Source organism: Methylobacterium sp. 77 (assembly GCF_000372825.1).
Taxonomy (GTDB): Bacteria; Pseudomonadota; Alphaproteobacteria; order Rhizobiales; family Beijerinckiaceae; genus Methylobacterium.
In genome coordinates this window covers 143,757-168,226 of sequence record NZ_KB910516.1, presented here as the reverse complement: position 1 = coordinate 168,226, position 24,470 = coordinate 143,757, and the positions used below count along the sequence as shown (strand labels likewise).

At 66.5% G+C, this 24,470-nt stretch carries 19 protein-coding genes; 12 read left to right on the top strand and 7 right to left on the bottom strand.

What is annotated here, in order from left to right:
- The first annotated feature begins 50 nt into the window (after positions 1-50).
- The gene (locus A3OK_RS0100690) at positions 51-1,133 is read left to right on the top strand and encodes an MlaD family protein (RefSeq protein ID WP_026596792.1); all 1,083 of its coding nucleotides are present in this window, start codon (positions 51-53) and stop codon (positions 1,131-1,133) included.
- Between the two features lie 109 nt (positions 1,134-1,242).
- A complete protein-coding gene (locus tag A3OK_RS0100685) occupies positions 1,243-1,821 on the top strand; it encodes an ABC-type transport auxiliary lipoprotein family protein (RefSeq protein ID WP_026596791.1) in 579 nt (192 codons plus the stop codon).
- Positions 1,822-1,878: 57 nt separating this feature from the next.
- On the opposite strand, the gene A3OK_RS0100680 is transcribed toward A3OK_RS0100685, so the two are convergent.
- The 4 genes from A3OK_RS0100680 to thiE form a co-directional block, all read right to left on the bottom strand.
- Positions 1,879-3,816: a calcium-binding protein gene (locus A3OK_RS0100680; RefSeq protein WP_019903009.1), complete on the bottom strand. Its 1,938-nt coding sequence runs from the start codon at positions 3,814-3,816 to the stop codon at positions 1,879-1,881.
- A gap of 131 nt (positions 3,817-3,947) precedes the next feature.
- The gene (locus tag A3OK_RS0100675) at positions 3,948-4,577 is read right to left on the bottom strand and encodes an XRE family transcriptional regulator (protein WP_019903008.1); all 630 of its coding nucleotides are present in this window, start codon (positions 4,575-4,577) and stop codon (positions 3,948-3,950) included.
- 106 nt (positions 4,578-4,683) lie between these two features.
- A complete protein-coding gene (gene thiD, locus A3OK_RS0100670) occupies positions 4,684-5,490 on the bottom strand; it encodes a bifunctional hydroxymethylpyrimidine kinase/phosphomethylpyrimidine kinase (RefSeq protein ID WP_019903007.1) in 807 nt (268 codons plus the stop codon).
- A 128-nt stretch (positions 5,491-5,618) separates the two neighbouring features.
- Entirely contained in the window at positions 5,619-6,329 is a 711-nt protein-coding gene (thiE, locus tag A3OK_RS0100665) for a thiamine phosphate synthase (RefSeq protein WP_019903006.1), read from the bottom strand.
- A gap of 139 nt (positions 6,330-6,468) precedes the next feature.
- Between thiE and A3OK_RS0100660 the strand changes: the two genes are divergently transcribed.
- The 6 genes from A3OK_RS0100660 to A3OK_RS0100635 all read left to right on the top strand — a co-directional run bounded on the left by A3OK_RS0100660 (position 6,469) and on the right by A3OK_RS0100635 (position 12,980).
- Complete coding sequence (locus tag A3OK_RS0100660) at positions 6,469-7,041, top strand: sugar O-acetyltransferase (protein ID WP_019903005.1); 573 nt, start codon at positions 6,469-6,471, stop codon at positions 7,039-7,041.
- An 83-nt stretch (positions 7,042-7,124) separates the two neighbouring features.
- Complete coding sequence (locus A3OK_RS0100655) at positions 7,125-8,126, top strand: hypothetical protein (protein ID WP_051092945.1); 1,002 nt, start codon at positions 7,125-7,127, stop codon at positions 8,124-8,126.
- Between the two features lie 291 nt (positions 8,127-8,417).
- The gene (gene nadA, locus A3OK_RS0100650; protein ID WP_019903003.1) at positions 8,418-9,428 is read left to right on the top strand and encodes a quinolinate synthase NadA; all 1,011 of its coding nucleotides are present in this window, start codon (positions 8,418-8,420) and stop codon (positions 9,426-9,428) included.
- Positions 9,425-10,966 (top strand): L-aspartate oxidase, encoded by a 1,542-nt coding sequence (locus tag A3OK_RS0100645; RefSeq protein ID WP_019903002.1) that lies wholly within the window; start codon positions 9,425-9,427, stop codon positions 10,964-10,966. The genes nadA and A3OK_RS0100645 overlap by 4 nt, the downstream gene beginning before the upstream one ends.
- Before the next feature lie 189 nt (positions 10,967-11,155).
- Positions 11,156-12,016, top strand: a complete 861-nt coding sequence (gene nadC, locus A3OK_RS0100640) for a carboxylating nicotinate-nucleotide diphosphorylase (RefSeq protein ID WP_019903001.1) — start codon at positions 11,156-11,158, stop codon at positions 12,014-12,016.
- A gap of 289 nt (positions 12,017-12,305) precedes the next feature.
- Complete coding sequence (locus tag A3OK_RS0100635; protein WP_019903000.1) at positions 12,306-12,980, top strand: L,D-transpeptidase; 675 nt, start codon at positions 12,306-12,308, stop codon at positions 12,978-12,980.
- Positions 12,981-13,191: 211 nt separating this feature from the next.
- Here A3OK_RS0100635 and A3OK_RS0100630 read toward each other — a convergent pair whose 3' ends face one another.
- The gene (locus A3OK_RS0100630; RefSeq protein ID WP_019902999.1) at positions 13,192-13,539 is read right to left on the bottom strand and encodes a DUF6460 domain-containing protein; all 348 of its coding nucleotides are present in this window, start codon (positions 13,537-13,539) and stop codon (positions 13,192-13,194) included.
- Positions 13,540-13,791: 252 nt separating this feature from the next.
- On the opposite strand from A3OK_RS0100630, the gene A3OK_RS0100625 reads away from it, so the two are divergent.
- From A3OK_RS0100625 to A3OK_RS0100610, 4 genes are all read left to right on the top strand, one after another.
- Positions 13,792-14,754 carry an alpha/beta hydrolase gene (locus A3OK_RS0100625; protein WP_019902998.1) on the top strand — a complete coding sequence of 321 codons (963 nt, stop codon included), beginning with the start codon at positions 13,792-13,794 and terminating at the stop codon, positions 14,752-14,754.
- 6 nt (positions 14,755-14,760) lie between these two features.
- Positions 14,761-17,361, top strand: a complete 2,601-nt coding sequence (locus tag A3OK_RS0100620) for a ligase-associated DNA damage response DEXH box helicase (protein ID WP_019902997.1) — start codon at positions 14,761-14,763, stop codon at positions 17,359-17,361.
- A 142-nt stretch (positions 17,362-17,503) separates the two neighbouring features.
- Complete coding sequence (gene pdeM / locus A3OK_RS0100615; RefSeq protein WP_026596790.1) at positions 17,504-18,217, top strand: ligase-associated DNA damage response endonuclease PdeM; 714 nt, start codon at positions 17,504-17,506, stop codon at positions 18,215-18,217.
- A gap of 567 nt (positions 18,218-18,784) precedes the next feature.
- Positions 18,785-20,254, top strand: a complete 1,470-nt coding sequence (locus tag A3OK_RS0100610) for an FAD-dependent monooxygenase (RefSeq protein WP_019902995.1) — start codon at positions 18,785-18,787, stop codon at positions 20,252-20,254.
- A 4-nt stretch (positions 20,255-20,258) separates the two neighbouring features.
- Here A3OK_RS0100610 and A3OK_RS0100605 read toward each other — a convergent pair whose 3' ends face one another.
- Both A3OK_RS0100605 and A3OK_RS0100600 read right to left on the bottom strand, forming a co-directional pair.
- On the bottom strand, positions 20,259-20,696 hold the full coding sequence (locus A3OK_RS0100605) for a DUF3429 domain-containing protein (RefSeq protein WP_019902994.1): 438 nt from the start codon (positions 20,694-20,696) through the stop codon (positions 20,259-20,261).
- Between the two features lie 213 nt (positions 20,697-20,909).
- Entirely contained in the window at positions 20,910-24,287 is a 3,378-nt protein-coding gene (locus A3OK_RS0100600) for a tetratricopeptide repeat protein (RefSeq protein ID WP_036302450.1), read from the bottom strand.
- Positions 24,288-24,470: the final 183 nt, after the last annotated feature.

Here is a 24,470-nt window from a genome sequence, read left to right as displayed (position 1 = left end):
TGCCGTGGCGCACCGCACGGGCGATGCCCATCCGGAGTATGGCTGATCCGATGGAGACCCGTGCGAACTACGCCCTTGTCGGCGCCTTCACCCTTGCGGTCCTCGTGGCCGCCTTCGGCTTCGTTTTCTGGCTGCAGGGCGGATCGCGGAGCCAGGTCCGCCAGGGCGTGCGCATCGTCTTTTCCGGCAGCGTCGGCGGGCTCGCCAAGGGTTCGACCGTCGCTTTCAACGGCATCAAGGTCGGCGAGGTGATGGATGTGCGCCTGCTGCCGCAGGACCCGCGCCGCGTCGTCGCCATGGTGGAAGTGGACCGGACCACGCCTCTGCGCGCCGACACCCGCGCCCGCCTCGATTCCGCGATGCTGACTGGCGTGTCGACGATCTCACTCTCGGGCGGCAACGCGGATTCGCCGCCGCTCACACCGGGTTCGGGCGACCAGACCCCGACGATCTTCGCCGACAGTTCCGACATTCAGGACATGATGGCGGCGGCCAAGCAGATCGCGCAGCGCGCCGACGACATGCTGCAGCGCCTCGACAAACTCGTCGCCGGCAACGAAGGCGCGATCACCAGGACGCTCGCCAACGTCGAAGCCTTTTCCAAGACCCTGAACGATGCCGGGCCGGCGGTGAGCTCGCTGGTGAAGGCCATCGACGGACAGAAGCTCAACCGGGTCATCGACAACGCCGAGCGCTTCTCCGCCGCACTCAACACCACGACGCCCGATATCGAGGGCGCGGTGAAGGATGCACGATCGCTCGCCGGCAAGCTCAACGCCTCGGCCGACCGGGTCGACAACGTGTTGAAGGGCGCTGAAGGCTTCCTCGGCTCGGCATCCGGTCAGGCCGGCAGCAGCACCTTCGCCGAGGTTCGCGACGCCGCCATCTCGGTGCGCGACGCCGGCAAGGCCTTCCGCACCCTGTCCGAGAATCTCGATAAGCGGACCTCCACCATCGCGTCGAGCTTCAGCCGGCTCAGCGGCACTGGACGGCGCGAGGTCGAGGCCCTGTCCTCGGATGGGCAGCGCACGCTGAATACGCTCAACCGCACGGTGAAAAGCCTCGAGCGGGACCCCTCCCAGGTGATCTTCGGTGGCAAGCCGTCGTTGCCGGAATACAACGGTGGTCGCTGAACCTCGGTGGATCAGGCCGCAGGTGTCCGACGACACGGCACGAAAACGGCTTTGCCGTAGTTTACGGTTGCGCTTCGTGTCGCACTGCAAAGGTTCCCAGGCCCGCCGGATGACGTTTCGCTCGAATGCTCTCGTGCTCGCCTGTCTTGCCACCGTCCTCGGCGGTTGCGGCGGCGGGGCGCCCCTCACCTTCGATCTCGCCGCCCTGCCGAGTTCCGGCCGGCCGAGCGTGGCGGCACGGTCGATCTCGGTGGCCGAGCCGGTCGGACTCCAGCCTTTTGAGCAGGACCGCATCATCGTTCGCCAGACTGGTGGGGAGCTTTCGTTCCTCGGCGGCGGCCAATGGGCCGATCGCCTGCCCCGCCTCGTCCAGACGCGGTTGATCCAGAGCCTGGAGAATTCAGGCCGCCTGAAATCCGTGAGCCGCCCCGGAGACAAGATCGTCGCCGATTATGCGCTGATCAGCGAAATCCGCGCCTTCGACATCGCGACAGGCTCCGGCGAGGCGGTGGTGGACATCTCGGCCAAGCTGATCACCGACGGCACCGGCAAGGTGGTCGCCGCGCGCATCTTCACTGCAAGGGTGCCGGTGGCGAAGGTGGAGGCCGGCAATGCCGCGGTAGGTCTCGATGCCGCGCTGAGCATCGTCCTCGCCGACGTCGTCCGCTGGGTGAATTCCGGACACTGACGCACGAAGGTTCGGTCCCAGGCTCCCGCGTTGCGATCTCTGGAGGCGGTCGTCGTGTCAGAACACGACGAAGTCGCTGGCCGTCAAAGCGGGATGGGCTTTGAGGACGGCGAAGAGAATGCCGGCATCGCCGCCAGACCCGTCATGGTCGTAATACAAGTTGCCCGTATCGGTCTCGTAGACGATCCGGTCATCGCTCTGGGTCGCGGTCCCGGTGGTGTTGGCGGCGAAGAGGGCCGTGGCCAGGGTTCCGGTCTTGATCAGCGCGGTGAAAATAGCGTTGTCGAGCCTGATCGTGTCGTTGTTGCCGGACACGTTGGCGAAGTCGTTGATCACGTCGACATTGGCTGACGAGAGCTTGGTGGAGAAGGCGAAGCTATCGTTGCCTGTTCCGCCGAACAGCGAGTCCTTGCCGAGGCCACCATTCAACGTGTCGGCGCCATCACCGCCCACCAGTTTGTTAGCTCCCGTATTGCCGTTGAGCACGTTGTTCAGACTGTTGCCGGTCGCGTTGATCGCTGCGGAGCCGGTGAGATACAGGCGCTCCGCGTATTGTCCGGCCAAGGAGTAGGTCACGCTGGAATAGACAGTGTCGGTTCCGGTCTCGTTGCGCTCGATGATCCGGTCATCGATCGTGTCGACGAAGTAGGTGTCGTTACCGGTTCCGCCGACCATCATGTCGGCACCGTGTCCGCCATCCAGACGGTCGTTATTGTCTCCGCCGTAGAGTGCGTCCGCTCCATCGAGGCCGTAGAGCTTGTCGTTGCCGTCGCCACCGTTCATCTCGTCGTTGACGAAGTCGTGGCCGTAAAGGACGTCGTCGCCACCGGCGCCGAAGATCAGTCCATCGCGCGGATCGACGATCTGCATCTTGATGGACGTGCCCGATGCATCCCCACCCGTTCCGCTGTAATCGGTCCAGGTCACCACGACGCGGTCGTCCATCAGCGCCGTCACCGACGGGTTGAGCTGCGAGTTCGTCGTCGTCGTGTTGACGATGGTCTCGCCCCCCATCTTCGCACCCGAACCGTCGAATGCCTGAAGGTGGATCGATGACCCGGACGTGTCCGGTCCGGTGCCGGCGCCAAAGAAATTGGATTCGGACCACGAGACCACGAAGCCGCCATTGTGCAGCGGCGTGATCGTGGAATCGCCGCCCTCCGTGGTCGCGTTGACGAAGATCTCGCTCGCGATCGGATGCGCGATCCCACCATAGACCCCGAACAGGCGTGCGTGGATGCCGCCGCCGCTGCCCTGATTGAACGATGTCCAGGTCACCACGAAGCGGCCGGCGCCGATATAGGCCACATCCGGTTCCATCGGGATATCGCCGGTGGGAACGTTGACCTGGAACTCGGACCCGATGATTCCATCAGGGCCCAGGAGCGAGCCCTTGATGCTGTTGCCGCTGCTCCAGACGGCGACGGGGAGGATGCTCAGAGGCCCCGCCGTGATCGCGGCGTGGGATTGCTCCCCCTCGACGACGCTGTTGACGACGAAAGACGGCTTCAGCGTTCCGTCGGCGGCATATGCAGCGGCACGGATATCGCCATTGTTCGACCCGAGATCTTCCCAGACCAGGATCGATTCCGCCCCGTTGCCGAGTTGAGCCACGTCGGGACTGAACTGGTGGGAGAACGATGTCGATACGATCCGGTTCTGATAGACGCCCGCCGCGTCGAAGACCGAGACGTAGAGGTCCTGATTCTCGGGCGAGGCATAATGTTGATAGGAGACGATGAAGCCGCCATTCGCCAGCGGCGCGATGGTCGGCAGCGTGTCGCCGATCGTGGTCTTGTCGACCAGAAACTCGCGCCCGATCGGCTGTCCGGTGGTGTCGAACATCTGTCCGCGCAGGACCGCGACCGAACCGCTGCCATCCTGCCAGACAGAGACGAAGTTACCGTTGTTCAGAACCGTGACCGCCGCCGAGGTCTGGTCTCCGGTGACCGTGGTGTTGACGCGCTGCTCCTCACCCCACTTGCGAACAGGCATGGCACCACCGTCAATCGATTACTGATAATGACCCATCGGTAATTTCGATTCGGCTTTTTCGCAAGGGACGCTGGACGACCGCGCACAGTCTGCGGAGCGAGCCCGACATCCGACCGGGCTAGTGCTCCGGCTCACTCCATGACGGCGGCCTTCATGATCACGACCATGATCGCCTTGGCCGGCTCCGTGCCGACGCAGCGGACCGTGTGCGGCCGGTCGCACCGGTAGCGCAGGGTCTCGCCGATCCGCGCCCGCTGGAACGTGCCGGCCACTTCGACTTCGAGCGTCCCCTCGGTGACCGTGAGGGATTCCACCGAGCCGCGCTGGTGCGGATCGGAATCGAGGACACCGCCCGGATCGGCCGTGACCTCGTACCATTGCAGCCATTCCACCGTCTTGATCCAACCGACGATGGCGAGGCGCACCTTGCCGTCGTCGGAGAGCAGGATCGGCGTATCGGCGCGGGACGTCTTCTCGATGAAGGGCTCCTCGTCGCTGGTGGCGAGAACCCGCTCGATCGAGACGTCGAGGGCCTGGCTCAGGCGCCAGATCGTCGCCAGCGTCGGGTTGGTCTCGTTGCGCTCGATCTGGCTGATGATCGACTTGGCGACGCCGGATTGCTCCGCGAGTTCGGAGAGCGAAAGATTATAGGCCTTGCGCAGGCGTTGAATGGTCTTGCCGAGCTGGCCCGACAGAACCTGTGCCCCGTTCAGGATATCCCGCTGCCGTCCCCGTTCGGGCGTCGTCGCCTGATCTTGCATTGTCCCAAAACCTATCGCGCCGTTCCGTACATCGAACGATCGTGCGGTACTTCAAACGCAATCGCGCATCGGATGCAAGGCGAGCGGGGCCAACTTCTCCCCCGCATCAATGCCAAAGGGCATGGAAATGATGGACGGGACCGTGCCCGTTTCCGACTGCAACAGCCCTGGCGGCGGCGATGGCGGCGGTGACGTAGCGCTTGGCCTGGGCCACCGCCTCCGTGAGGGACAAACCACGCGCGAGCCCCGCGGCCACGGCCGAGGACAGGGTACAGCCGGTACCATGGGTGTTTCGGGTATCGATGCGTGGCGATGCGAAGCGCCGCATCGTCCCGTCGGCGCTCATCAGGTGGTCGACGCTCTCGTTCCCCTCCGCATGGCCACCCTTGATGAGGACGGCGCGGGCTCCCATCGCCAAAAGCTTCCGTCCCTGGACCACGGCATCGTTCTCGCTCTTCGCGACGGCGGCATCGATCAGGGTCGCGGCCTCGGGGAGGTTCGGCGTCACCAGATCGGCGAGGGGAAGGAGATGTCGGCGCAGGGCCTCGACCGCATCGTCCGAAATGAGCCGGTCTCCGCTCGTCGCCACCATGACCGGGTCGAGCACGATCGGGATGCGGGAGGCATGGCGGGCGAGGCCGGCGGCCACCGCCTCGATCACGGCGGGCTGAGACAGCATCCCGATCTTCACCGCCTTCACCGTGAGGTCCGAGAAGACGCTGTCGATCTGCGCGGCGATGAAATCGGCCGGAACGTCGTGGATGGCCTGCACGCCGAGGGTGTTCTGCGCCGTGAGCGCCGTGATGACGCTGGCGCCATAGACCTTGAGTGCCGCGAAGGTCTTCAGGTCGGCCTGGATTCCGGCGCCCCCGCTGGAATCGGAGCCCGCTATGGTCACGGCGATGGGTATCATGGCGGTCCTCGTCCTTCTCGTTACGCCAACCCTAGACCATTGGCCGAAACGGGGAAATCCGGCTCCTTTGAAAATGATTTTAGAACAGAGACTTAGAGAATTTTGTCGGCGGAGAGCCGGTTCGCCCGCTAACGGGTGACGCCCCTTGCCGCGAGAGCCGAATCCACCCGGTGGCGAAGATCGCTCGCTCTCGCCTCCACGTCATGGTCGGAGAAGAGCGCGGAAATCACGGCGATTCCGTCGGCGCCCGCCACGATGACGGCAGCGGCATTACTGCCATCGATGCCGGCGATCGCGCCCACGGGGAAACCGGTCCCGCGGGCGAGACGCGCCCGGAAGGCGATGCGGGAGAACCCGTCGAGCCCGACCGGCGGATCGGGGTTATCCTTGCTCGTGGTCGCGAACACGCCACCGATGCAGGCATAATCCACGGGCAGGCGATAGAGTTCGTCCGCTTGAGGGCCCGACTTCAAGGTCAGCCCGATAATCGAGCGTGGCCCGAGGATGTGTCGCGCTTCCACCGGGTGCAGGTCGGATTGGCCGAGATGGACGCCCTCCGTCTCCGCCGCAAGCGCGAGGTCACAGCGATCGTTGACGAGAAGCGGCACTCCGGTGCCGGTGATCGCCTCCTTGATGGCGCGTATGCGCGCCAGCGACTCGCGCGCATTCCCGATCGCCTTCTCGCGGTACTGCAGGAGGGTGCAGCCGCCGGACACGGCCTCGGCTGCCATCTCGGCGAGGTCCGCCCCATCATCGCCGCAGACATCCACGTCGAGGATGCCGTAAAGCCTCAGATCGACCGGTACGGTCGAGCCCAGGGCGGTGTCGCGTCCAATCACGTTTGTCCTCCAATACGCCGCACAGGAAGCATCCTAGGCGGGAGCCGGTGCCGCGGGAAGCCGATCCTCTCTGCATACCTTGCCGCCATCCGCCGGTCGGCCTACTCCCCGCATCCACCGAGGAGGGAGGGAGACCGGCATGACGACGAAGGCGGAGCGGAGCCCGAAGCAGAAGATGATCGCGGGTGAACTCTATCACCCTGACGACGCCGAACTGGCCTCCGACCTGCGCGCCTGCCAAGTCTGGCTCGCGCGCTACAACGCCATGCTCGGGCGCCCGGCCGACGAGCGCCGCGTGCTCTTGCGCGAGATCTTCGCACAGGTCGGCGAGGCGGCGGTGATCCGGCCGCCCTTCCATTGCGATTACGGTTTCAACATCAGCATCGGCGCCAACGTCTTCCTGAACTTCAACTGCGTCATCCTCGATTGCACCACGGTGACGATCGGAGACAGGACGCAGATCGGGCCGGGCGTGCAGATCCTCACGGCAGATCATCCTCGCGATGCTGAGGCGCGTGAGGCCGGACTGGAATTCGCACGGCCCATCGCCATCGGCCGCAATGTCTGGATCGGCGGCGGCGCGATGATTCTGCCCGGCGTGACGGTCGGGGATCACGCGATCATCGGTGCCGGAGCCGTCGTCACCCGCGACGTGGCTCCCGGAGCGACAGTGGTCGGCAACCCGGCGCGGCCGGTACCCAGCAAGGCGTGAGGCGATGCGTGGCACCGGCCGCGCGTTGATTCCCACGCGCAATCTGCCATGACGACCAAAGCGCGGACCGGGGGGTGGCACAGGTGACGAGGAGGCAGGACGGGCTTGCGGCGGAAGCGGCGAATGCGCTTCCCAATCCGTCGGCGGTCGGCCTCGTCGCCGTCATCGTCGCGGCGACGGACGGCGAACCGCGTGCCCTCACTGTACAGGTCGCGGGTCAAGCGACCGGGCGCGAAACCGGTTTGCCCGCCGGCCCTCTGGTGCCCGAACATCCGACCCTGGAGCGCGGCCTGCGCGCCTGGGTCGAGCGCCAGACACAGCAGCGCCTTGGCTACGTCGAACAACTCTACACCTTCGGGGATCGCGACAGGCAGGGCGACGATTCGGGTGGTCTCCACTCCCTATCGGTCGCCTATCTCGCTCTGGTGCGCGAGATGCGCTCGACAGCTTCCGCCGAAGCGTCGTGGCGCAACTGGTACGCGTTTCTTCCTTGGGAAGATTGGCGTGCGGGCCGGCCGGCCGCGTTGGATGAGATCGAGGCCAAACTCCTGGCATGGGCCGCCGGGACCACCGATTCCAAGCTGAAGCGTCGCCGCGAGGACAGGCTCGGCTTGACCTTCGGTCTCGGTGGCGGGGGCTGGAACGAGGAACGCGTTCTCGAGCGCTACGAACTGCTGTTCGAGGCCGGGCTGATCCCTGAAGCTCAAGGACAGGCCGGCGAAGCCTGCTCCACCGATATTTCGACGACGGGCCGACCGATGGGCTTCGATCATCGGCGCGTTCTCGCGACGGCGATCGGGCGGCTGCGCGGCAAGATCAAGTATCGCCCGGTGGTATTCGAGCTGATGCCGCCGACCTTCACGCTGTTCCAGTTGCAGCGCACCGTCGAAGCCTTGTCCGGCGCGAACCTTCATAAGCAGAATTTCCGTCGCCTCGTCGCTCAACAGGGCTTGGTGGAAGAGACCGACGAGGTCACCAGCGGCGCCGCCGGCCGGCCGGCCCGTCTCGTCCGTTTTCGTCGCGAAGTGCTGCTGGAACGCCCCGCACCGGGTTTCCGGCTCGCGCCGTCGCGACGATTATCCTGAGGACTTCACACGTCGTTCGGCATCCCTTATTCTCGTCGATCGAGATGAATTCCAAATAATACAGCTCTGATCGGCGCAATACTATCAGCCAGCATTTGTCAGGGGACGTCCCTCGGTCCGATCGACCTCGCTTCGCACCCGAGAAACTCCCTGCGCGAACCTCCGAGACAAGCGATCGATATTGCATCGCAAAATGAATATGCTCAGCCTCAGCATATCTAGACAAGCGCATCTCGCGCGCCTACGTTAGTCGGCGCAATGCTCAGATTGAGCATAAATGAGGACGCGTCCATGGCGGCGACCAGTCTCCCGATCGACCGGGTTTCGACCCTGCCTCTGCCCCATATCTACGATCGCGTGAGCCGGCACATCCCGGCCATCGAGTGGCCCGCTCTGGCGGAGGACGTGGCGGCGATCCTGGAACTGAAGAAGACCCGCAACGCGGTGATCCTCGCCCACAATTATCAGGCACCGGAGATCTTTCACACGGTGTCCGACATCGTCGGTGACAGCTTGGCGCTGGCACGTGAGGCGATCACTGTGGATGCCGACGTGATCGTGCTGGCCGGCGTCCATTTCATGGCGGAGACGGCCAAGCTCCTCAATCCCGGCAAGACCGTACTGATTCCCGACATGCGCGCCGGTTGTTCGCTGGCCGACTCGATCACCGCCGCCGACGTGCGAGGCCTGCGCGAGAAGTATCCGGGCGTGCCGATCGTGACCTACGTCAACACGTCCGCCGCGGTGAAGGCGGAATCGGACGTGTGCTGCACCTCCGGCAACGCGGTCGACGTGGTGCGCTCGCTGAATGCGCCGCGCGTCCTGATGATCCCCGACGAGTTCCTGGCGCAGAACGTCCAGGTCTTGGTGCCGGAGGTCGAAATCCTGACCTGGGCCGGGCATTGCGAAGTGCACGAGCAGTTCACTCCCGCCGATATCAGCGAGGTCCGTGAGAGCTATCCCGGCGTCACCGTCATCGCCCATCCGGAATGCCCGCCCGACGTCGTGGCGGCCGCGGATTTCTCCGGCTCGACAGCGATGATGATGAACTTCGTCACGCAGAAGCGACCGCGTCAGGTCGTGCTCGTCACCGAGTGTTCGATGGGGGACAACATCGCTGCGGCCAACCCCGACATCGAGTTCATCAAGCCCTGCAACCTCTGCCCGCACATGAAGCGGATGTCGCTCAAGAACATCCGTCACGCGCTGGAGACTCTCACCCATGAAGTGACGGTGGAGCCGGAACTCGCCGAGCGTGCCCGCGCGGCGGTGGAGCGCATGCTCGCGGTACGCCCGCGATGAACGCGCATTCCCCCTTCTCCTTCGCGATTCCGGGCTCGGATCGCGTCATCGTGGTCGGAGCCGGCGTCGCCGGCCTCGCCACGGCGCTTCGGTTGAGCCCGCGTCCTGTCACCCTCGTTACCGCCTCTCCTCTGGGAAGCGGCACAGCGACCGGTTGGGCACAGGGCGGCATCGCCGCCGCCATGGCCGAGGATGACGACGCGGCACTCCACGCGGCCGACACCGAAGCCGCAGGCGCAGGGCTCACCGACCCTGCCGTCGCCGCGCGCGTCGCCCAAGCCGGCCCCGGCCTCATCGAATGGCTCGTCGGCCTCGGTGCGCCGTTCGACCGAGATGGCTCGGGCGCCCTCGCGCTCGGGCTCGAAGCGGCGCATTCTCGCCGCCGCATCGTCCGGGCCGGCGGTGATTCCACCGGCCGGATGGTGCTCGATACGCTGCTGAAAGCGGTGGCCCTGACTCCGTCCATCGAAATCCTGGTCGCGACCGTGCGCGGTCTCGTTCAGGACGAGTACGGCGCCGTCGCCGGCATCGTCTGTGAGCGCGACGGAACGACGGCACGGATCGCCGCACGCGCCGTGGTTCTCGCCACCGGCGGGATCGGCGCGCTCTACGCCTCGACCACCAACCCGCGCGGGGCTACCGGCGGCGGCTTGGCCCTCGCGGCGCGTGCGGGCGCGACGTTGCGGGACATGGAATTCGTGCAGTTCCACCCCACCGCCATCTCGGTGGGAATAGATCCGATGCCGCTCGCCACCGAGGCCCTGCGCGGCGAGGGTGCGCGGCTGATCGATGCCGACGGGCAACCGGTCATGGCAGGCATTGCCGGCGGCGATCTCGCTCCGCGCGACGTGGTCGCCCGTGCGATCTTCCAGGCCAGGTGCCGCGGGACGGAGGTCTTCCTCGATTGCCGTGGAGCGCTCGGTGCCCGCATGGCCGGGCGGTTTCCCACGGTGGCCGGCCTCTGCGCCTCATCCGGCATCGATCCGCAACGTCAGCCGATCCCTGTCAGGCCGGCTGCGCATTACCACATGGGCGGCGTCAAAGTGGATGGCTCCGGCGCCAGCACGGTGTCCGGCCTGTTCGCCTGCGGTGAGGTCGCCTCCACCGGTCTGCACGGCGCGAACCGCCTCGCCAGCAACTCTCTCCTCGAGGCGATGGCCTTCGCCCCGTGGATCGCGGAGGGCATCACCTCGATCCCCGCGCCCGGGCGCGGGGTTCCGGCCGAACCGCGTCGGCATGAAGAGGACGATATCGCTCCGATCCGTGAGATGATGGAGGCCCGGGTCGGCGTCGTGCGCGAGGCGGATGGCCTGACCGAGGCTATGCACCGGCTGGCACCGGCCGCCAGACGCGGCTCGGATGCGGCACTCACCGGGTTGGTGGTCGCGAGTTCGGCCCTGTCCCGCACCGAGAGCCGCGGCGCTCATTGGCGCAGCGACCATCCGGATCAGGCACCGGCCCGGCACAGCGAGGTGACGCTTGCCGACATCTGGCGGATGACGGACGCAATGACCACTGACGCCGCCGCCGACGCTTGAGACGGGAACCGTATCCCGTCCTCGAACTCCACCTCCGCGCTCATCCAGAGGGGCCTCATAGCGGCCTCTAAGCAGCGCTTCGGAGCGCGCCGAATATCCGGACGGCTCGGCGTCACTCCGCCGCCTGAAATCGAGGGCGTCGGTGGGACGGCCGGCTACCATTCCAACGATCTTTTCGCGAGCGACCCCATGAGCGCCGACTTCCTCGTCCCCCTCCCCCGCCTGCTCGTCGAGCCGATCGTACGCGCGGCATTGCTCGAAGATCTGGGCCGGGCCGGCGACATCACGACAGACGCGATCGTTCCGGCCGAAGCGCGCCTCTCGGGCGTGATCGCGGCACGGCAGGCCGGCGTGATCTCCGGTGTCGATGCGGCGGTGATCGCGTTCGCGCTGATCGATCCGTCCGTATCCGTGATCGTCGAGCGCGGCGACGGCGCACGGGTCTCGCCCGGCGACGTGGTCATCCGCCTCGACGGACCGGCGCGCGCGATCCTCACCGCCGAGCGCGTCGCGCTGAACCTGCTGTGCCGGATGTCGGGTGTGGCCACGGCCACCGCCGATCTGGTCGAGGCGGCCCGTCCGCACGGCAAGGCACGGATCGTCTGCACCCGTAAGACCACACCTGGACTTCGCTCGCTGGAGAAGCATGCCGTGCGGGCCGGGGGCGGCTCCAACCATCGTTACGGGCTCGATGACGCCGTGCTGATCAAGGACAACCATGTAGCCGTTGCACGCGGCATCGTACCGGCCATCGAGCGGGCGCGGGCCTATTCCGGCCATTTGGTGAAGATCGAGATCGAGGTCGATACCCTGGAGCAACTCGCGGAAGCCCTTTCGGTGAGGGCCGACGCCGTGCTCCTCGACAACATGAGCCCCGACCAGTTGCGCGAGGCCGTGCGGATGATCGACGGGCGCGCCATCGCCGAAGCGTCGGGTCGGATCAACCGCGACACGGTGGGCGCCATCGCTGCATCCGGCGTCGATCTGATCTCCAGTGGCTGGATCACCCACAGCGCGCCGATCATCGATCTCGGTCTCGACGCGGTCTGAACCCGACATTTGTTCCAAGCCGAATTGCGGCGAGCCAGACGATACACGTGCCCCGTATCGTGGATTGGTTCCCATCCCGCGATTCAGGCCGACTTCTAATCCCGTCGATAAGGCTAAGCCGCCACACTGTTGCCACGGAGTCACGACGCCGCTGCAACCGTTGCGTCGTCGCGAATTCAGCTTGGCTTTGAAGCGGTAGCGTTTACGTCTTGGGGATCGGGAAACGGTATCCTGCGTCGCGTTACCGACCGTGTTTCCTCATATTTTCGCCTGCCTTCGAGAGGCTTTGATGCGCCGTATCGCCCCCGCCCTGTCCGGGCTCGTCTGCATGGTTGGTGCCTGGGCATCGCCTGCCGCCGCCTACGAAATCGATCCTCTTACCCGCCAGCCCCTCGACAATGCGCTGGTGCTGCGCGTGCGTCCGCAGGCTGAGCCCGCTGCCGTCGCCGTGGTCGCGGTGCCTACAGCGAACGCCTCGCTCAACCCGGCCGACCCGATGGCCTCGGCCGTGCCGCAGATGTCGGCGATCCAGCGCGAGCAGGTCGCCTATACCGGCAATTTCGCCCCCGGCACCATCGTCGTCTCCACGGCCGAGCGCCGGCTGTACTACGTGCTCGGCGGCGGTCAGGCCCTCCGCTACGGCGTGGGCGTCGGTCGTCCCGGCTTCACCTGGGGTGGCACGCAGACCATCACGATGAAGCGCGAATGGCCCGATTGGCGTCCCCCGGCCGAGATGCTGCGCCGCCGCCCCGACCTGCCGCGATTCATGAAGGGCGGCATCGAGAACCCGCTCGGCGCCCGCGCCATGTATCTCGGCGGCTCGATCTATCGCATTCACGGCTCCAATGAGCCTGAGACGATCGGAACGGCCGTTTCCTCGGGCTGCATCCGCATGACCAACGACGACGTGGCCGACCTCTACACCCGGGCCAAGGTCGGCGCGAAGGTCATCGTCCAGCGCTGACGCGTCCTCACGGTCCAGAACTGCGAAAGGCCGGCAGAGATGCCGGCCTTTTTCCATTTGCGCGGAGAGTGCACGATCCGACGTCGGCACGGCCCATTCCGCTGCAGGTGAGGCTAAGATGAGGAGCGCGGCCTCTTTGGGATAAAGAGCCCGCCCCCCTGCCGTCTGGCGACCGACCTCGTCCGCCAGGCGTAGAGGGACGGAGGGAAGCCTATTTCGACACCGACAGAAATCGCGATAGCAGCCACAGCGGGACGACGACCACGGCGCCGGCGAGGATCCACCGGCCGAAATCGTGAAAGGTCTCGAATCCGAGGTCGATGAGCGCGCGACCCGCATCGTAGATCTGCCAGAACAGCAGGCCGGGCGTGATTCCAAGCATCGCCATGATGGCGCCGACCAGGATCGACAGGAATACCAGCTTCACCAGCACCGCCATGGGCGAGCCACCGAGGAAGCGGCGTAAGGGCGAACGCGGCTCCAGATCGGAATAGGCATTCCCGGCATGCTGGCGGCCCTGATAGGGTCCCTGTCGGCGCGGGTCGTTATCGACGATCATGGTGTCATCCTCTGGCCGTGGGCCGGTGGCCGCATCGTCTTCGACATATGGGGCCTCGTCGGCTCCTCTGAAGCCGGCGAACCCGGCGGAAGCGTGACCGATGCGACACACCCGAACGAAACCGTCCGCACGTTCGGGCGTTAGGCCGTTTCGTGCCGCCGACGCGGCTGGCATCGGTGGGAGCTTCGCCCACATTCGACCATCACGCTCGAACTCCGCTTCGGCCCCACACTGGATGAGACGAACCGATCCATGATCGACCACGCCCTCTTCGACCCGGCGACGATCGATCCGGAGACCCATCGGCTCAACGCCGAGATCATCGCCGCCCATGCCGCGCAGGCGGACCCGTGGTCGATTCCGATCGCCGAGGTTCGTGCGCGCCGTCGCCAGGGAACGCAGGCTTCCCCCGCCATGCCACGGAGCGCGCGCGCCGAGACAGTGACGATCGAGGGACCTAGCGGCCCCCTGCTGCTGAGGCTGATCCGTCCCGATGCCAGGAAATGGCCGAAGCTGCGTGGGGCCTACCTCCACATCCACCGTGGCGGATGGGTCTGGGGTGCCGCCGACGAGCAGGATCCTTGGCTGGAACGGATCGCCGATGCCTGCGGCTTCGTCTGCCTTTCCGTCGAGTACCGGCTTGCCCCCGAGAACCCCTACCCGGCGGCTCTCGAGGATTGTGAGGCGGCGGCGCTCTGGCTCGCCGGTCCCGGCAAGGCCGAATTCGGCATCTCTGCGCTGACCATCGGCGGTGAATCCGCCGGCGCCCATCTTGCGGTGATGACGCTGCTGCGCCTCCGCGACCGGCACAACCTCCCCCGCGCCTTTCGCGGCGCCAACCTCAATGCCGGTTTCTTCGATCTCGGCCTCACCCCTAGCGTGCGCAACTGGGGCGAAACACGCCTCGTGGTGAACACGAAGGATCTGACCACCTTCGCCAACGACTACGTCCGCGACGGCATCGACCGGCGCCGTCCCGACGTTTCGCCGCTCTATGCCGACCTCGCGGGCCTGCCGCCGGCCCTGTTCTCGGTGGGCACCCACGATCCGCTTCTGGACGATACGCTCTACATGTCGTCCCGCTGGGCTGCAGCCGGCAATGGCGGCCATACCGCGATCTATCCCGGCGGCTGCCATGTCTTCGTGCGCTATCCCGGCGCCATGACCGCACGTGCCCTGGAACTGATCGACCGGTTCCTGATGGCCCTCGCTTGATGACCCTTGCCTGAGGGCCGGCTTCCCGAGCGGTTCGAGGACTGGTTCGCGTCGCGCGGCTGGGCTCCCCGCCCGCATCAGATCGAACTTCTCGGAATCGTCCAGGCCGGTCGCTCATCCCTGCTCGTGGCGCCGACGGGAGCCGGCAAGACACTTGCCGGTTTCCTTCCGAGCCTCGTTGCCCTGTCCGAACGCGAACCATCGCGAAAGGCGCGCGGGCTCCATACGCTCTACATCTCGCCCCTGAAGGCGCTCGCGGTCGACATCGCCCGCAACCTCGAGGCACCCATTGCCGAGATGGGATTGCCGATCCGGGTCGAAACCCGCACCGGCGACACGCCCTCGCACAAGCGCACGCGGCAGGTCGAACGTCCGCCCGACATCCTTCTGACGACACCGGAGCAGCTTGCGCTTCTCATCGCGCATCGCGAGGCGACGGAGCTCTTCTCGAATTTGTCCTGCGTCGTCCTCGACGAGTTGCACGCACTGGTCACCTCGAAACGGGGTGACCTGCTGTCGCTCGGGCTGGCGCGACTGCATCGCCTGAGCCCCCGCCTTACCGCCATCGGTCTTTCGGCGACGGTACGCGAGCCCGACGATCTGCGGCGATATCTGGTGCCGCAGCCCCATCCTGAGATGTCTCAGAGCAGCCTGGGAGGCTGCATCCCAAGCCCATTACGCGACTTGGAGCCCCCCGCCGCTCCCCAACGCCTCAAGCCGAAGGTGGATGATGGAAGAGCGAAGGATCTCGCCGACCTCGTGGTGGTCAAGGGCGGCGCAGCGCCGGACCTGCACATGCTCGATACCGGCCTGACACTGCCGCTCGCCGGCCATACCGCGACGCAGGCGATGCCGGCGATCTACGCGTTGATCGAGGCTCACCGCACGGTGCTGGTCTTCGTCAATACGCGGCTCCAGGCCGAGTACACCTTTCAGGAACTCTGGCGGATCAACGAATCGTCGCTGCCGATCGCGCTCCACCACGGGTCCCTCGACGCGAGCCAGAGACGGCGGGTCGAAGCGGCGATGGCGGCGGGGCAGTTGCGGGCCATCGTCTGCACCGCGACTCTCGATCTCGGAATCGACTGGGGTGACGTCGACCTCGTCATCAATATCGGCGCGCCGAAAGGCGCGAGCCGGATCATGCAGCGGATCGGGCGCGCCAACCACCGCATGGACGAGCCGTCGAAAGCCTATCTCGTCCCCGGCAACCGGTTCGAGATTCTCGAATGCCAAGCCGCCCTCGATGCGGTGGAGGCGGCGGCTCAGGACACACCGGATGCCCGCCTGGGCGCGCCGGACGTGCTGGCCCAGCACATCCTCGGCATGGCCTGCGCCGACGCGTTCGATCCGGTCCGACTCTACGAGGAAATCGTCTCGGCGGCTCCTTACACGACCTTGTCGTGGGAGGATTTCGAGGCGGTGGTCGATTACGTGGCGACCGGCGGCTACGCTCTCCGTGCCTATGAGCGCTTCGCCAAGATCCTGCGCGGGCCTGACGGGCTGTGGCGCGTGCGCGATGCCAGGACGGCGCAGCAATACCGGATGAATGTCGGGACCATCGTCGAATCCGCCAAGGTGAAGGTTCGCCTCGCGCGCGGTGTGCGCGGCAAGCCTGGCGCCATCCTGCCCAAGGGCGGTCGCGTCCTCGGCGAAATCGAGGAGGATTTCGCCGACACTCTGACGCCGGGCGACACCTTCCTCTTCGCCGGCGAGGTGCTTCGGTTCGAAGGGCTGTCCGAGGATGAGGCACTGGCGACTCGGGCGGGCCCCGGCACCGACCCGGCAATCCCGTCCTATGCTGGGGCGAAGTTTCCGCTCTCGACTTTCCTCGCCGCCCGCGTCCGCGCCATCATCGCCGATCCCTTCGAGTGGGACCGGCTGCCGAAACAGGTTGCGGATTATCTCGTCCAGCAGCGCAAGCGCTCGATCCTGCCCGGTCCGGACAGCCTTCTCGTGGAGACGTTCCCGCGAGCCAAGCGCTATTACCTCACCGCCTTTCCCTTCGAGGGACGCCTCGCCCACCAGACCCTCGGCATGCTCCTCACCCGGCGCATGGAGCGAGCGAGGCTGCGCCCCCTTGGTTTTGCCGCCAATGATTACGGCATCGCCATCTGGATGACGCGGGACGTCAGCGAGGCCATCGCCCGCGAGCCCGGCTTCCTCGGGGAACTGTTCGCCGAGGACATGCTCGGCGACGATCTCGAGGCCTGGCTCGACGAATCCTCGTTGATGAAGCGCACCTTCCGCCAATGCGCCGTCATCGCCGGGCTGATCGAACGGCGCTATCCGGGCCAGAAGAAGACCGGGCGTCAGGTCACGATCTCCACCGATCTCGTCTACGATGTGCTGCGCAAACACCAGCCCGACCACATGCTCTTGCGCGCCGCGCGGCAGGATGCGGCAACCGGACTCCTCGACGTGGCCCGCCTCGGCATGATGTTGAGGCGTATCCAAGGGCGAATCACTCACAAGGCCCTCGACCGCGTGTCGCCGCTTTCCGTGTCCGTCATGCTCGAAATCGGACGTGAGAAGGTCTACGGCGAAGGCGCGGACGAGATCCTGGCCGAGGCCGAGGCGCAGCTTCTCGAGGAAGCGCTCGGGTGACGACGTGGTGAGGCGCGCCTATCCCGGACTGCCGCCCTGACCGGACTTCCGATCCGATCATCGCGACAAGTCTTTGTTTCAACATCGGCTTTTCTGAAGCGCGTCGTCCGCGTTTCAGGCCGATTCCGCAAAGGACGTGATCGTGGCGCTCGGCCAGAGACTCGAACGGACGATCAAGACCCCCGGCCTGATCCTGGCGGGGGAAGCCCTCACACTCGACCTCTGCGGCGGTTTGTGGCTCGCCGCGCACCGGACGCTGATCGTTTCCGACCTGCATCTGGAGAAGGGCTCGGCTTATGCCGCGCGCTCGGGCCAGTTCCTGCCGCCCTACGATACCCGCGAGACCCTTTCCTGCCTGCACGAGGCCGTGGCCCGGCTCGACCCCGCTCGCGTCGTCGCGCTCGGCGATTCCTTCCACGATTCACGAGGACCCGAGCGGATGGAGCCGGGCGATCGCGCCATGGTCGCGGCGCTTCAGGAGGGGCGGGACTGGGTCTGGATCGCCGGCAACCACGACCATGCCGTGACGGAGGGAGTCGGTGGGCGCTATGCGGAGACCCTGGTCCTGGGCGGCCTCACCCTGCGGCACGAGCCTTCGCCGGATGCCCGCGAGGGCGAGATCGCCGGTCATCTCCATCCTTGCGGCAAGGTCGCCATGCGCGGTCGCGCGGTGCGGCGGCGCTGCTTCGTCACCGACGGCAAGCGATTGGTGATGCCGGCCTTCGGCGCCTATGCCGGCGGTCTCAATGTGCGTGATCCGGTCTTCGATCCGCTGTTCCCGGGCGGCTTCACGGCGCATCTGCTTGGAGACGGTCGCGTCTTCGCCATCGGCAAGTCCATGCTGACGCGGGATTGATCCTCAGACCGTTGGCCGGATTGCCGTCCACTTGCTCCCGCTCGAAACGGTTGCCGCGAAATTTCTGAGAGGCTCGGACCTACCCTGTCAGAGCCGAGCAAAGTGTCGCGATCCGGCTCTCGTCCAAGCGAAAAAGGCCGACGAACGTCAGGCGAGCGAGCGTCCCAGCGCGACTGCAAAGAGCAGGGCCACGCTCAATGAGGCCAGTCCACAACCGATGGGAAGCCACAACTCGGTCGTCTTGGTATCCATGGCTGCCTCCCGGACGGGATGGTTGAATTCCGGTCCTTCTAGCGGACCAGATATGACCAAACCTCGAATGACTCCAACGTAATGGCCCTGAAATACGTAGTTCCCGCATCAAAACGCCCGCAATGGTTGTGGACGAGAGGCCTCCGAGATGGAAGCCAAGTCCGTTCCATCCACCTTGCTGCAGGTCGCGATGTGTCGGGAGAACAGGCGGCAGCGGCTCCGCTTCCATCCAGCCCGATAGCGCTCTCCCGATGGCGATCGAACTTTCCTATACAAGTGAGGCAGAGCCGAGCCGCCAGACGTGAGGAAACGATCATGCCCAAGGTGCTCATCGTCGGAGCCGGCCCCGTCGGCCTTACCCTCGCCGCCGAACTCGTCCGATACGGGATCGACGTTCGCCTGATCGACAAGAGTCCGCAGCCGACACAGACGTCGAAGGCGCTCGTCGTCTGGGCGCGCACCCTCGAACTCATGGATCGGATGGGCTGCAAGCAGGCCTTCCTCGATGCCGGCCTGCGAGCCCATGGGGCAACCATTCGCAGCGGCGGCAATGTCCTCGGGCATGCGCGTTTCGACGGCATCGTCAGCACTTACAACTTCGCGCTGATGATCCCGCAGCGGGATACCGAGCGCCTCCTGATCGAGCACCTCAGCACCTTCGGTGTCGTGGTGGAGCGGCAGGTGGAGCTTGTGAGCTTCACGACATCCGGCGATGACGTGGCGGCGACGCTTCGCCATGCGGATGGCCGCGAGGAGACGGTGACCCCGTCCTGGCTGCTCGGCTGTGACGGCGCTCACAGCATCGTGCGGCACGGGCTCGACCTTGCCTTCGAGGGCGAGGCGCAAGGCGACGATTGGTTGCTCGCCGATATCCGCGTGGAGGGCGACGGCGCTCCGACGAGCGACGAGATCGCCACCTATCTCCATCGTGACGGCCCGCTGGTGATCTTTCCCATCCCTGGTGGCCGCGCGCGACTGATCGCCGATATCGGCAAGACCGATTCGGCGCGTCCGCGACCCGACCCGACCCTCGCCGAAGTCCAGGCCCTGGCGGACCAGCGCGCGGGCGGTGGCTTCCGCGTCCTCGACCCGGTCTGGCTCACGTATTTTCGCATCAACGAGCGAAAGGTCGCCGAATATTCGCGGGGACGCGTCGTGCTCGCCGGCGACGCCGCGCATATCCATAGCCCGGCCGGCGGACAGGGCATGAATACCGGCATGCAGGACGCCATCAACCTTGCCTGGAAACTGGCGATGGTGGAGCGGGGGCAGGCCGCTCCGTCGCTCATCGACAGCTACAGCCCCGAGCGCAGTGCCGTCGGCGACATGGTCCTTCGCAACGCCGCCCGCCTGACCGACATGGCGACCCTGTCGAATCCCCTGGCACAGGGAGTTCGCAACCTCGCCATCCGCTTCATGCTCGGCTTCCATGCGGTGCAGGACAAGTTGGCTGCCACGATGAGCGAGGTGGAGATCGCCTATGCCGACAGTCCGCTCTCGCACGGCCAGGATGCCGGGATGCGCTGGGCGCCGGAGCATGATGACGGGCGACCGCCCGGCTCGGGATCGGTGCCGCTCTTCGTCGTCTACACCGACGATGCGGATCAGGGCGCCGCCCTCGCGGCACGGTTTCCCACCTTGCTGGAACCGGCACCGCGACGCCCGTTCGACCGCGACCGGCTGATCCTCGTCCGGCCCGACGGCTATGTCGGTTTCTCCGGCACGAGCGAGGCGTGGCACGAGGCGGAAGGCTATCTGTCGAAGTTGAGCGCAGACCAGTCCTGAAAGTTCACGCCGCGATCAGCAGGGCGCAGCCGGCAACGATCGACAAGACGAGCCGGAGGCGACCGAGCCAGGTCGGAACGAGGCACCGCCGAACCAGATCGAGATCGACGAAGCCCCAGGCCAGGACGAGCAGGCCGAGCACCCGCAGATCCCACGGAGCCGGAAAGGCGAGCGCCGCCCAGGCGATCAGGGACGGCAGGATGGCGATGACGTAATCGCGTCCTCCGGCATCGCGGGATGCGGCCGCTCCCCAGCGGATGCCACCGAGGAAGGAGGCGATGACCGCTCCGTAAGTCGAAAGGATCGTGCGCGGCGACAAACCGACATTGCCGAGACCACCGTCGCTGCCGCTGAGAGAGAGAACCGCAAACCCCAGAAAGGGAATGAGGCCGGCGACGCCGAGAACGAGGGCCGACGTCGGTATGGGCGTCACACGCGCCATAGAATCTCCGGTCTATCGTCGGCCATGCGCCGCCAAGATTGTATCCAGCGCGATTATACACGGTTCTCGCAGCTCGGAACCGCTACACGAGTGGTGCGCCGCCGCCAGCTGCCGCCTCCCGGAAATTGGGACAAAGTGTTGGCGCCGAAGCATGAATCGCCTCGCCGCCTTCTCCTGTGAAACGATGCGCGTCGCTATCACGCGCGTCCCTTGTCATGCCCCCGTGCTGCGCCGCGAAGCGACCGCCGGCGAGGCGGGGGGCGGTGCCCCGATCAGGCTCATCGAACCGTCCGCTCCGGCGCTTGTCGGTGCGGGCGGCTCGTTCACGGCGGGAACCGGTGACTTCGATCGAAACGAAGCGCTCAGGGCCTGTGCCGACGCGAGATCCTTTGGCGACAGCTTCGCGGCGACGTCATCGCGCTTCTTGCCGGCATCGTCGTCGCCCTGGGCGGCGGCGGCGGAGAACCAGAGGTAGGATTGGACGAGGTCCTGCTGCACGCCGAGCCCGCGAGCGTAGAGCACAGCGAGATTATACTGGCTGTCGCGCATGCCGTACTCGGCACCGCGCCGGAACCATTGTGAGGCCGTGGTGTAGTCCGGCTTGCCGTTCGCCGAAGGATTCTCGGCGTAGATCACCGCGATGTTGTGCATCGAGCGAGCATGGCCCTGCTCGGCGGCGCGTCCATACCAGAGCTTGGCTTGAGCGAGGTCGCGCACGACCCCCGAGCCCTTCTCGTAGAGCCCACCGAGCTTGTATTGGGCGGGAGCATAGCCGGCATCGGCAAGCGCCTCGAACAGCTTCGCGGCCACCGCGAAGTCGCGCGGCATGCCGCGGCCCTCGGCGGCGCGAGAGGCGAGATCGTAGACGGACGCGCCGTCGCCCTCGAGCGCCGTCTTGCGCAATTGCGCCAGACCGGTGGGCACGGCGCCGAGATCGCCAGCCAGATTGTTCAGCGTCGCGACCCTCGGCACGGACCGCCGGACCGGTTGAGCCACCTTCTCCGGGGGTGCCACCGCGATCGGAGCCGGGGGAGGTGAAGCTTCGCCGATCGACTGAGTGGTCTCCGGGTCCAGCCGGGCGGCGGATGCCGCAGGGGCGTTCGGCGCGCTCTCGGAGGGCTCGACGGGAACCGCCTTCGACTGGGCGACCTGGGCAGTGGATGTGTCCGGCTCGGTGCGGCGGGTATTGATGGCCTGCAGCGCACCGAGGGCAAGGACGATGGCGGCGAGGCCGAGCAGCAAGGGCTTCCGGCGCTTGTCGAGCTCGGCGCGCAGACGAGCGGCACGCCCGGCGGGAGCCGATCCCGGAGCGATGTCGGCCGAGGCCCGGCTGCGGAGATCGGGTGAGCGGGCGGCGGTAGCCGCCTCGTTCTGGGCGGCCTGCGCCGCACGACGGGCGGCAGCGATGAAGCTCGTCTTGATGTCGCTATCGGTCGGTACCGCCGCTTCGCTCGTCGTGTCGGCGGAACGCTCCGGGCCCGGACGCCGTGCGCCGGGTTCGAGCGGTTCATCGCTGACGCGCCCGAGCTCGAAAGCCTGAGCCGGCGGGCTGACCCGCAGGGCCTCCGGGCGCCGAACGACGGCACCGACCTGCATCGGTGCACGCTCGTCCACGCGGGCGGTTGCAGCCGACAGGCGTTCGACGAGATCCGACGGCGAGACGGGACGACCGATCGGAAGCGGAGCGTCACCCTCCAGCGAGCCCAACCGTCCGACGAGCTTGTCGAGGGCCGAGTGAACGCCGTCGAGGGTCGCCTGCATGCGATGCTCGGAGGCGGCCTGCTGCGCGCGAAGATCGGCGAGGCTGGCCCGGAGCAGGCCGAGTTCACCGGTATCGCCGGTGGTCTGGATGCTTTCGGCGACGGCATTGCGCGTCGCGCGTTCGACGGCGGCCTCGATTGGGGCCTCGTCGCGAAGGGCCGAGACCTGAGTCAGAAGATCGGACATCGTCCGCTCCAGGGCCGCCAGCGCGGGGTCCGCATCGCGCGTGTCGAGGCGGCTGGCGAGCGCCAGGACCTGCTTCTCCAGCACGTCCAAGCCTTCGGCGCGCGGTCCGGCGGAGCCGCCGACGCGATCAAGCTTCTCGGCGAGGTCATGGAGCATGCCGTGGATCGACGCGAGGTCGCCGCCGGGAATGACGGGCCGACGCAGGGTCTCGCCGAGATCCTCGAGCCGACCGATCAGATCGCCGACCGGATTGACGCTGGCCCGCTCGACCTTGTCGGCCAGAGCGTCGATGCGTCCGATGATCACGTCCGACTGGTTGCCGGCGCCTGCGGACGTGCCTTCGCGAAGGGCGTCGAGCTTGGCGCCCATCGCCTGGATCTGCTCCTCGATCCCCCCCGAAGCCGGGGTCCGCAATCCCGTGCGGATCTCCTCGAGCAGAGGCCGCAACTCGGCCATGTTGGTCCCGTCGCCGCCGACACCGCCCTGTAATTCGGTGATCTGGACGCTGATCGCCTGGAGGCCCTGCGCGAGACTCTGGATCCGCTCCGGCCCGGCCAGGGAGGCGATCAGGCGGCGGATTTCATCGAGTTCGCGGAACAGGTTACCGAGCTCGTCGCGGTCGGCGAAACCCGGCGCCGTGTTGCTGAGCGCACCGTCGACCTTGGCGGCGAGGCGCTCGACATCGGTGGCGACGCGGGCATGGACGTTCTCGGCCACGTCGTCGGCGAGACGCGCCACCTGCACCCGGATCAACTCGATGGGCGCGGCGATGGCGGCGAGATCGGCCGGCTCCTGTGCGCGCTGGACCCCGGTGACGAGGGAGCGCATGGCCTGTTCGAGCGCGCTGACGTCGCGACCGGTGGCGAGGCCCCCGATCGATTCGCGCAAGCGACTGGTCTCGGCCTGCAATTCGGAAATCGCGGGAGAGGGCATCCGCAGGCCGGCACCGGCACTCCGCTGGACTGCGCCCCCGGATGCGTTGCCATCGCCAGGCGTTCCGTCGGAGTCGAGTTCGCGCTGGCGCTGGCGGATCTCGGCCACGGCATCGCGCACTTCCGCATCGGCGGCGCGACCGCGCCGGCCGATCGGCCGTGGCGATGCCAGCTGTTCGCCGAGCTCCGTCATCCGGCGCTCGATCTGTACCAGGCGCTCGGACATCTGAGTGGCCGGAGACAGGCCGGCATCGAGAACGGTGCTGATCCGGGCCTCGATCCCCTCGATGGTCCTGGTCGCCGCCTGCTGCGAAATCTGGTGATCCTGGTCGATCTTGTGGTCGATCTGCTCGAGCCGGCGCATCATCTCGGCGATCGAGGTTGTGAAGGGCGCAATCGGATCCGGCACGGTGGCGGCTCCGGGAGCGCCAGCTGCCGCGGCCTTGACGGGTGGTGAACGTTCCGGCTCGGCGCTCGTCGAGGCTGGTGAGGAGGGCGCCGATCCAGCGACACCATCGTCCTCGATCGGCCGGTTCTGATGCTGCATGGACGAAGAGAGCCGCCGCCGCCGCGCCTTGGGCTTCTGCTCCGGCGACACGATGGACGCGATCCAGGCCTCCACCGGCACACCGGCGCGACGGGCAACGTCGCGAGCGGCCTCGAGGATCTCCGGGTCGAACCCTTCCAGGTTGAGCGTGGCGTTGCGTTTCATCGTCAAACCCGGGGCAGCGAGGTCCGTGACCCAATCCGGTCTTTCGTTGTGCAACGTGAAAATGATGCTGCGGCAACGAAACGGATCGATTGCCTTCGACATTTGGCGGTCTTGGTAAACAGCGGGTTAAGCTCTGTCCCAAATTGGGCATATCACCTCGACGATCGCCGAGGCGGGAGCGCC

Bases quoted from the DNA above. Each gene is read 5' to 3' on its own strand.
- A3OK_RS0100660 (WP_019903005.1), top strand. From the start codon at position 6,469: ATGACGACGAAGGCGGAGCGGAGCCCGAAGCAGAAGATGATCGCGGGT.
- A3OK_RS0100685 (WP_026596791.1), top strand. From the start codon at position 1,243: ATGACGTTTCGCTCGAATGCTCTCGTGCTCGCCTGTCTTGCCACCGTC.
- A3OK_RS0100635 (WP_019903000.1), top strand. From the start codon at position 12,306: ATGCGCCGTATCGCCCCCGCCCTGTCCGGGCTCGTCTGCATGGTTGGT.
- A3OK_RS0100610 (WP_019902995.1), top strand. From the start codon at position 18,785: ATGCCCAAGGTGCTCATCGTCGGAGCCGGCCCCGTCGGCCTTACCCTC.
- A3OK_RS0100680 (WP_019903009.1), bottom strand. From the start codon at position 3,816: ATGCCTGTTCGCAAGTGGGGTGAGGAGCAGCGCGTCAACACCACGGTC.
- A3OK_RS0100600 (WP_036302450.1), bottom strand. From the start codon at position 24,287: ATGAAACGCAACGCCACGCTCAACCTGGAAGGGTTCGACCCGGAGATC.
- A3OK_RS0100625 (WP_019902998.1), top strand. From the start codon at position 13,792: ATGATCGACCACGCCCTCTTCGACCCGGCGACGATCGATCCGGAGACC.
- nadC (WP_019903001.1), top strand. From the start codon at position 11,156: ATGAGCGCCGACTTCCTCGTCCCCCTCCCCCGCCTGCTCGTCGAGCCG.
- nadA (WP_019903003.1), top strand. From the start codon at position 8,418: ATGGCGGCGACCAGTCTCCCGATCGACCGGGTTTCGACCCTGCCTCTG.
- A3OK_RS0100690 (WP_026596792.1), top strand. From the start codon at position 51: ATGGAGACCCGTGCGAACTACGCCCTTGTCGGCGCCTTCACCCTTGCG.
- A3OK_RS0100645 (WP_019903002.1), top strand. From the start codon at position 9,425: ATGAACGCGCATTCCCCCTTCTCCTTCGCGATTCCGGGCTCGGATCGC.
- thiD (WP_019903007.1), bottom strand. From the start codon at position 5,490: ATGATACCCATCGCCGTGACCATAGCGGGCTCCGATTCCAGCGGGGGC.
- A3OK_RS0100675 (WP_019903008.1), bottom strand. From the start codon at position 4,577: ATGCAAGATCAGGCGACGACGCCCGAACGGGGACGGCAGCGGGATATC.
- A3OK_RS0100630 (WP_019902999.1), bottom strand. From the start codon at position 13,539: ATGATCGTCGATAACGACCCGCGCCGACAGGGACCCTATCAGGGCCGC.
- A3OK_RS0100605 (WP_019902994.1), bottom strand. From the start codon at position 20,696: ATGGCGCGTGTGACGCCCATACCGACGTCGGCCCTCGTTCTCGGCGTC.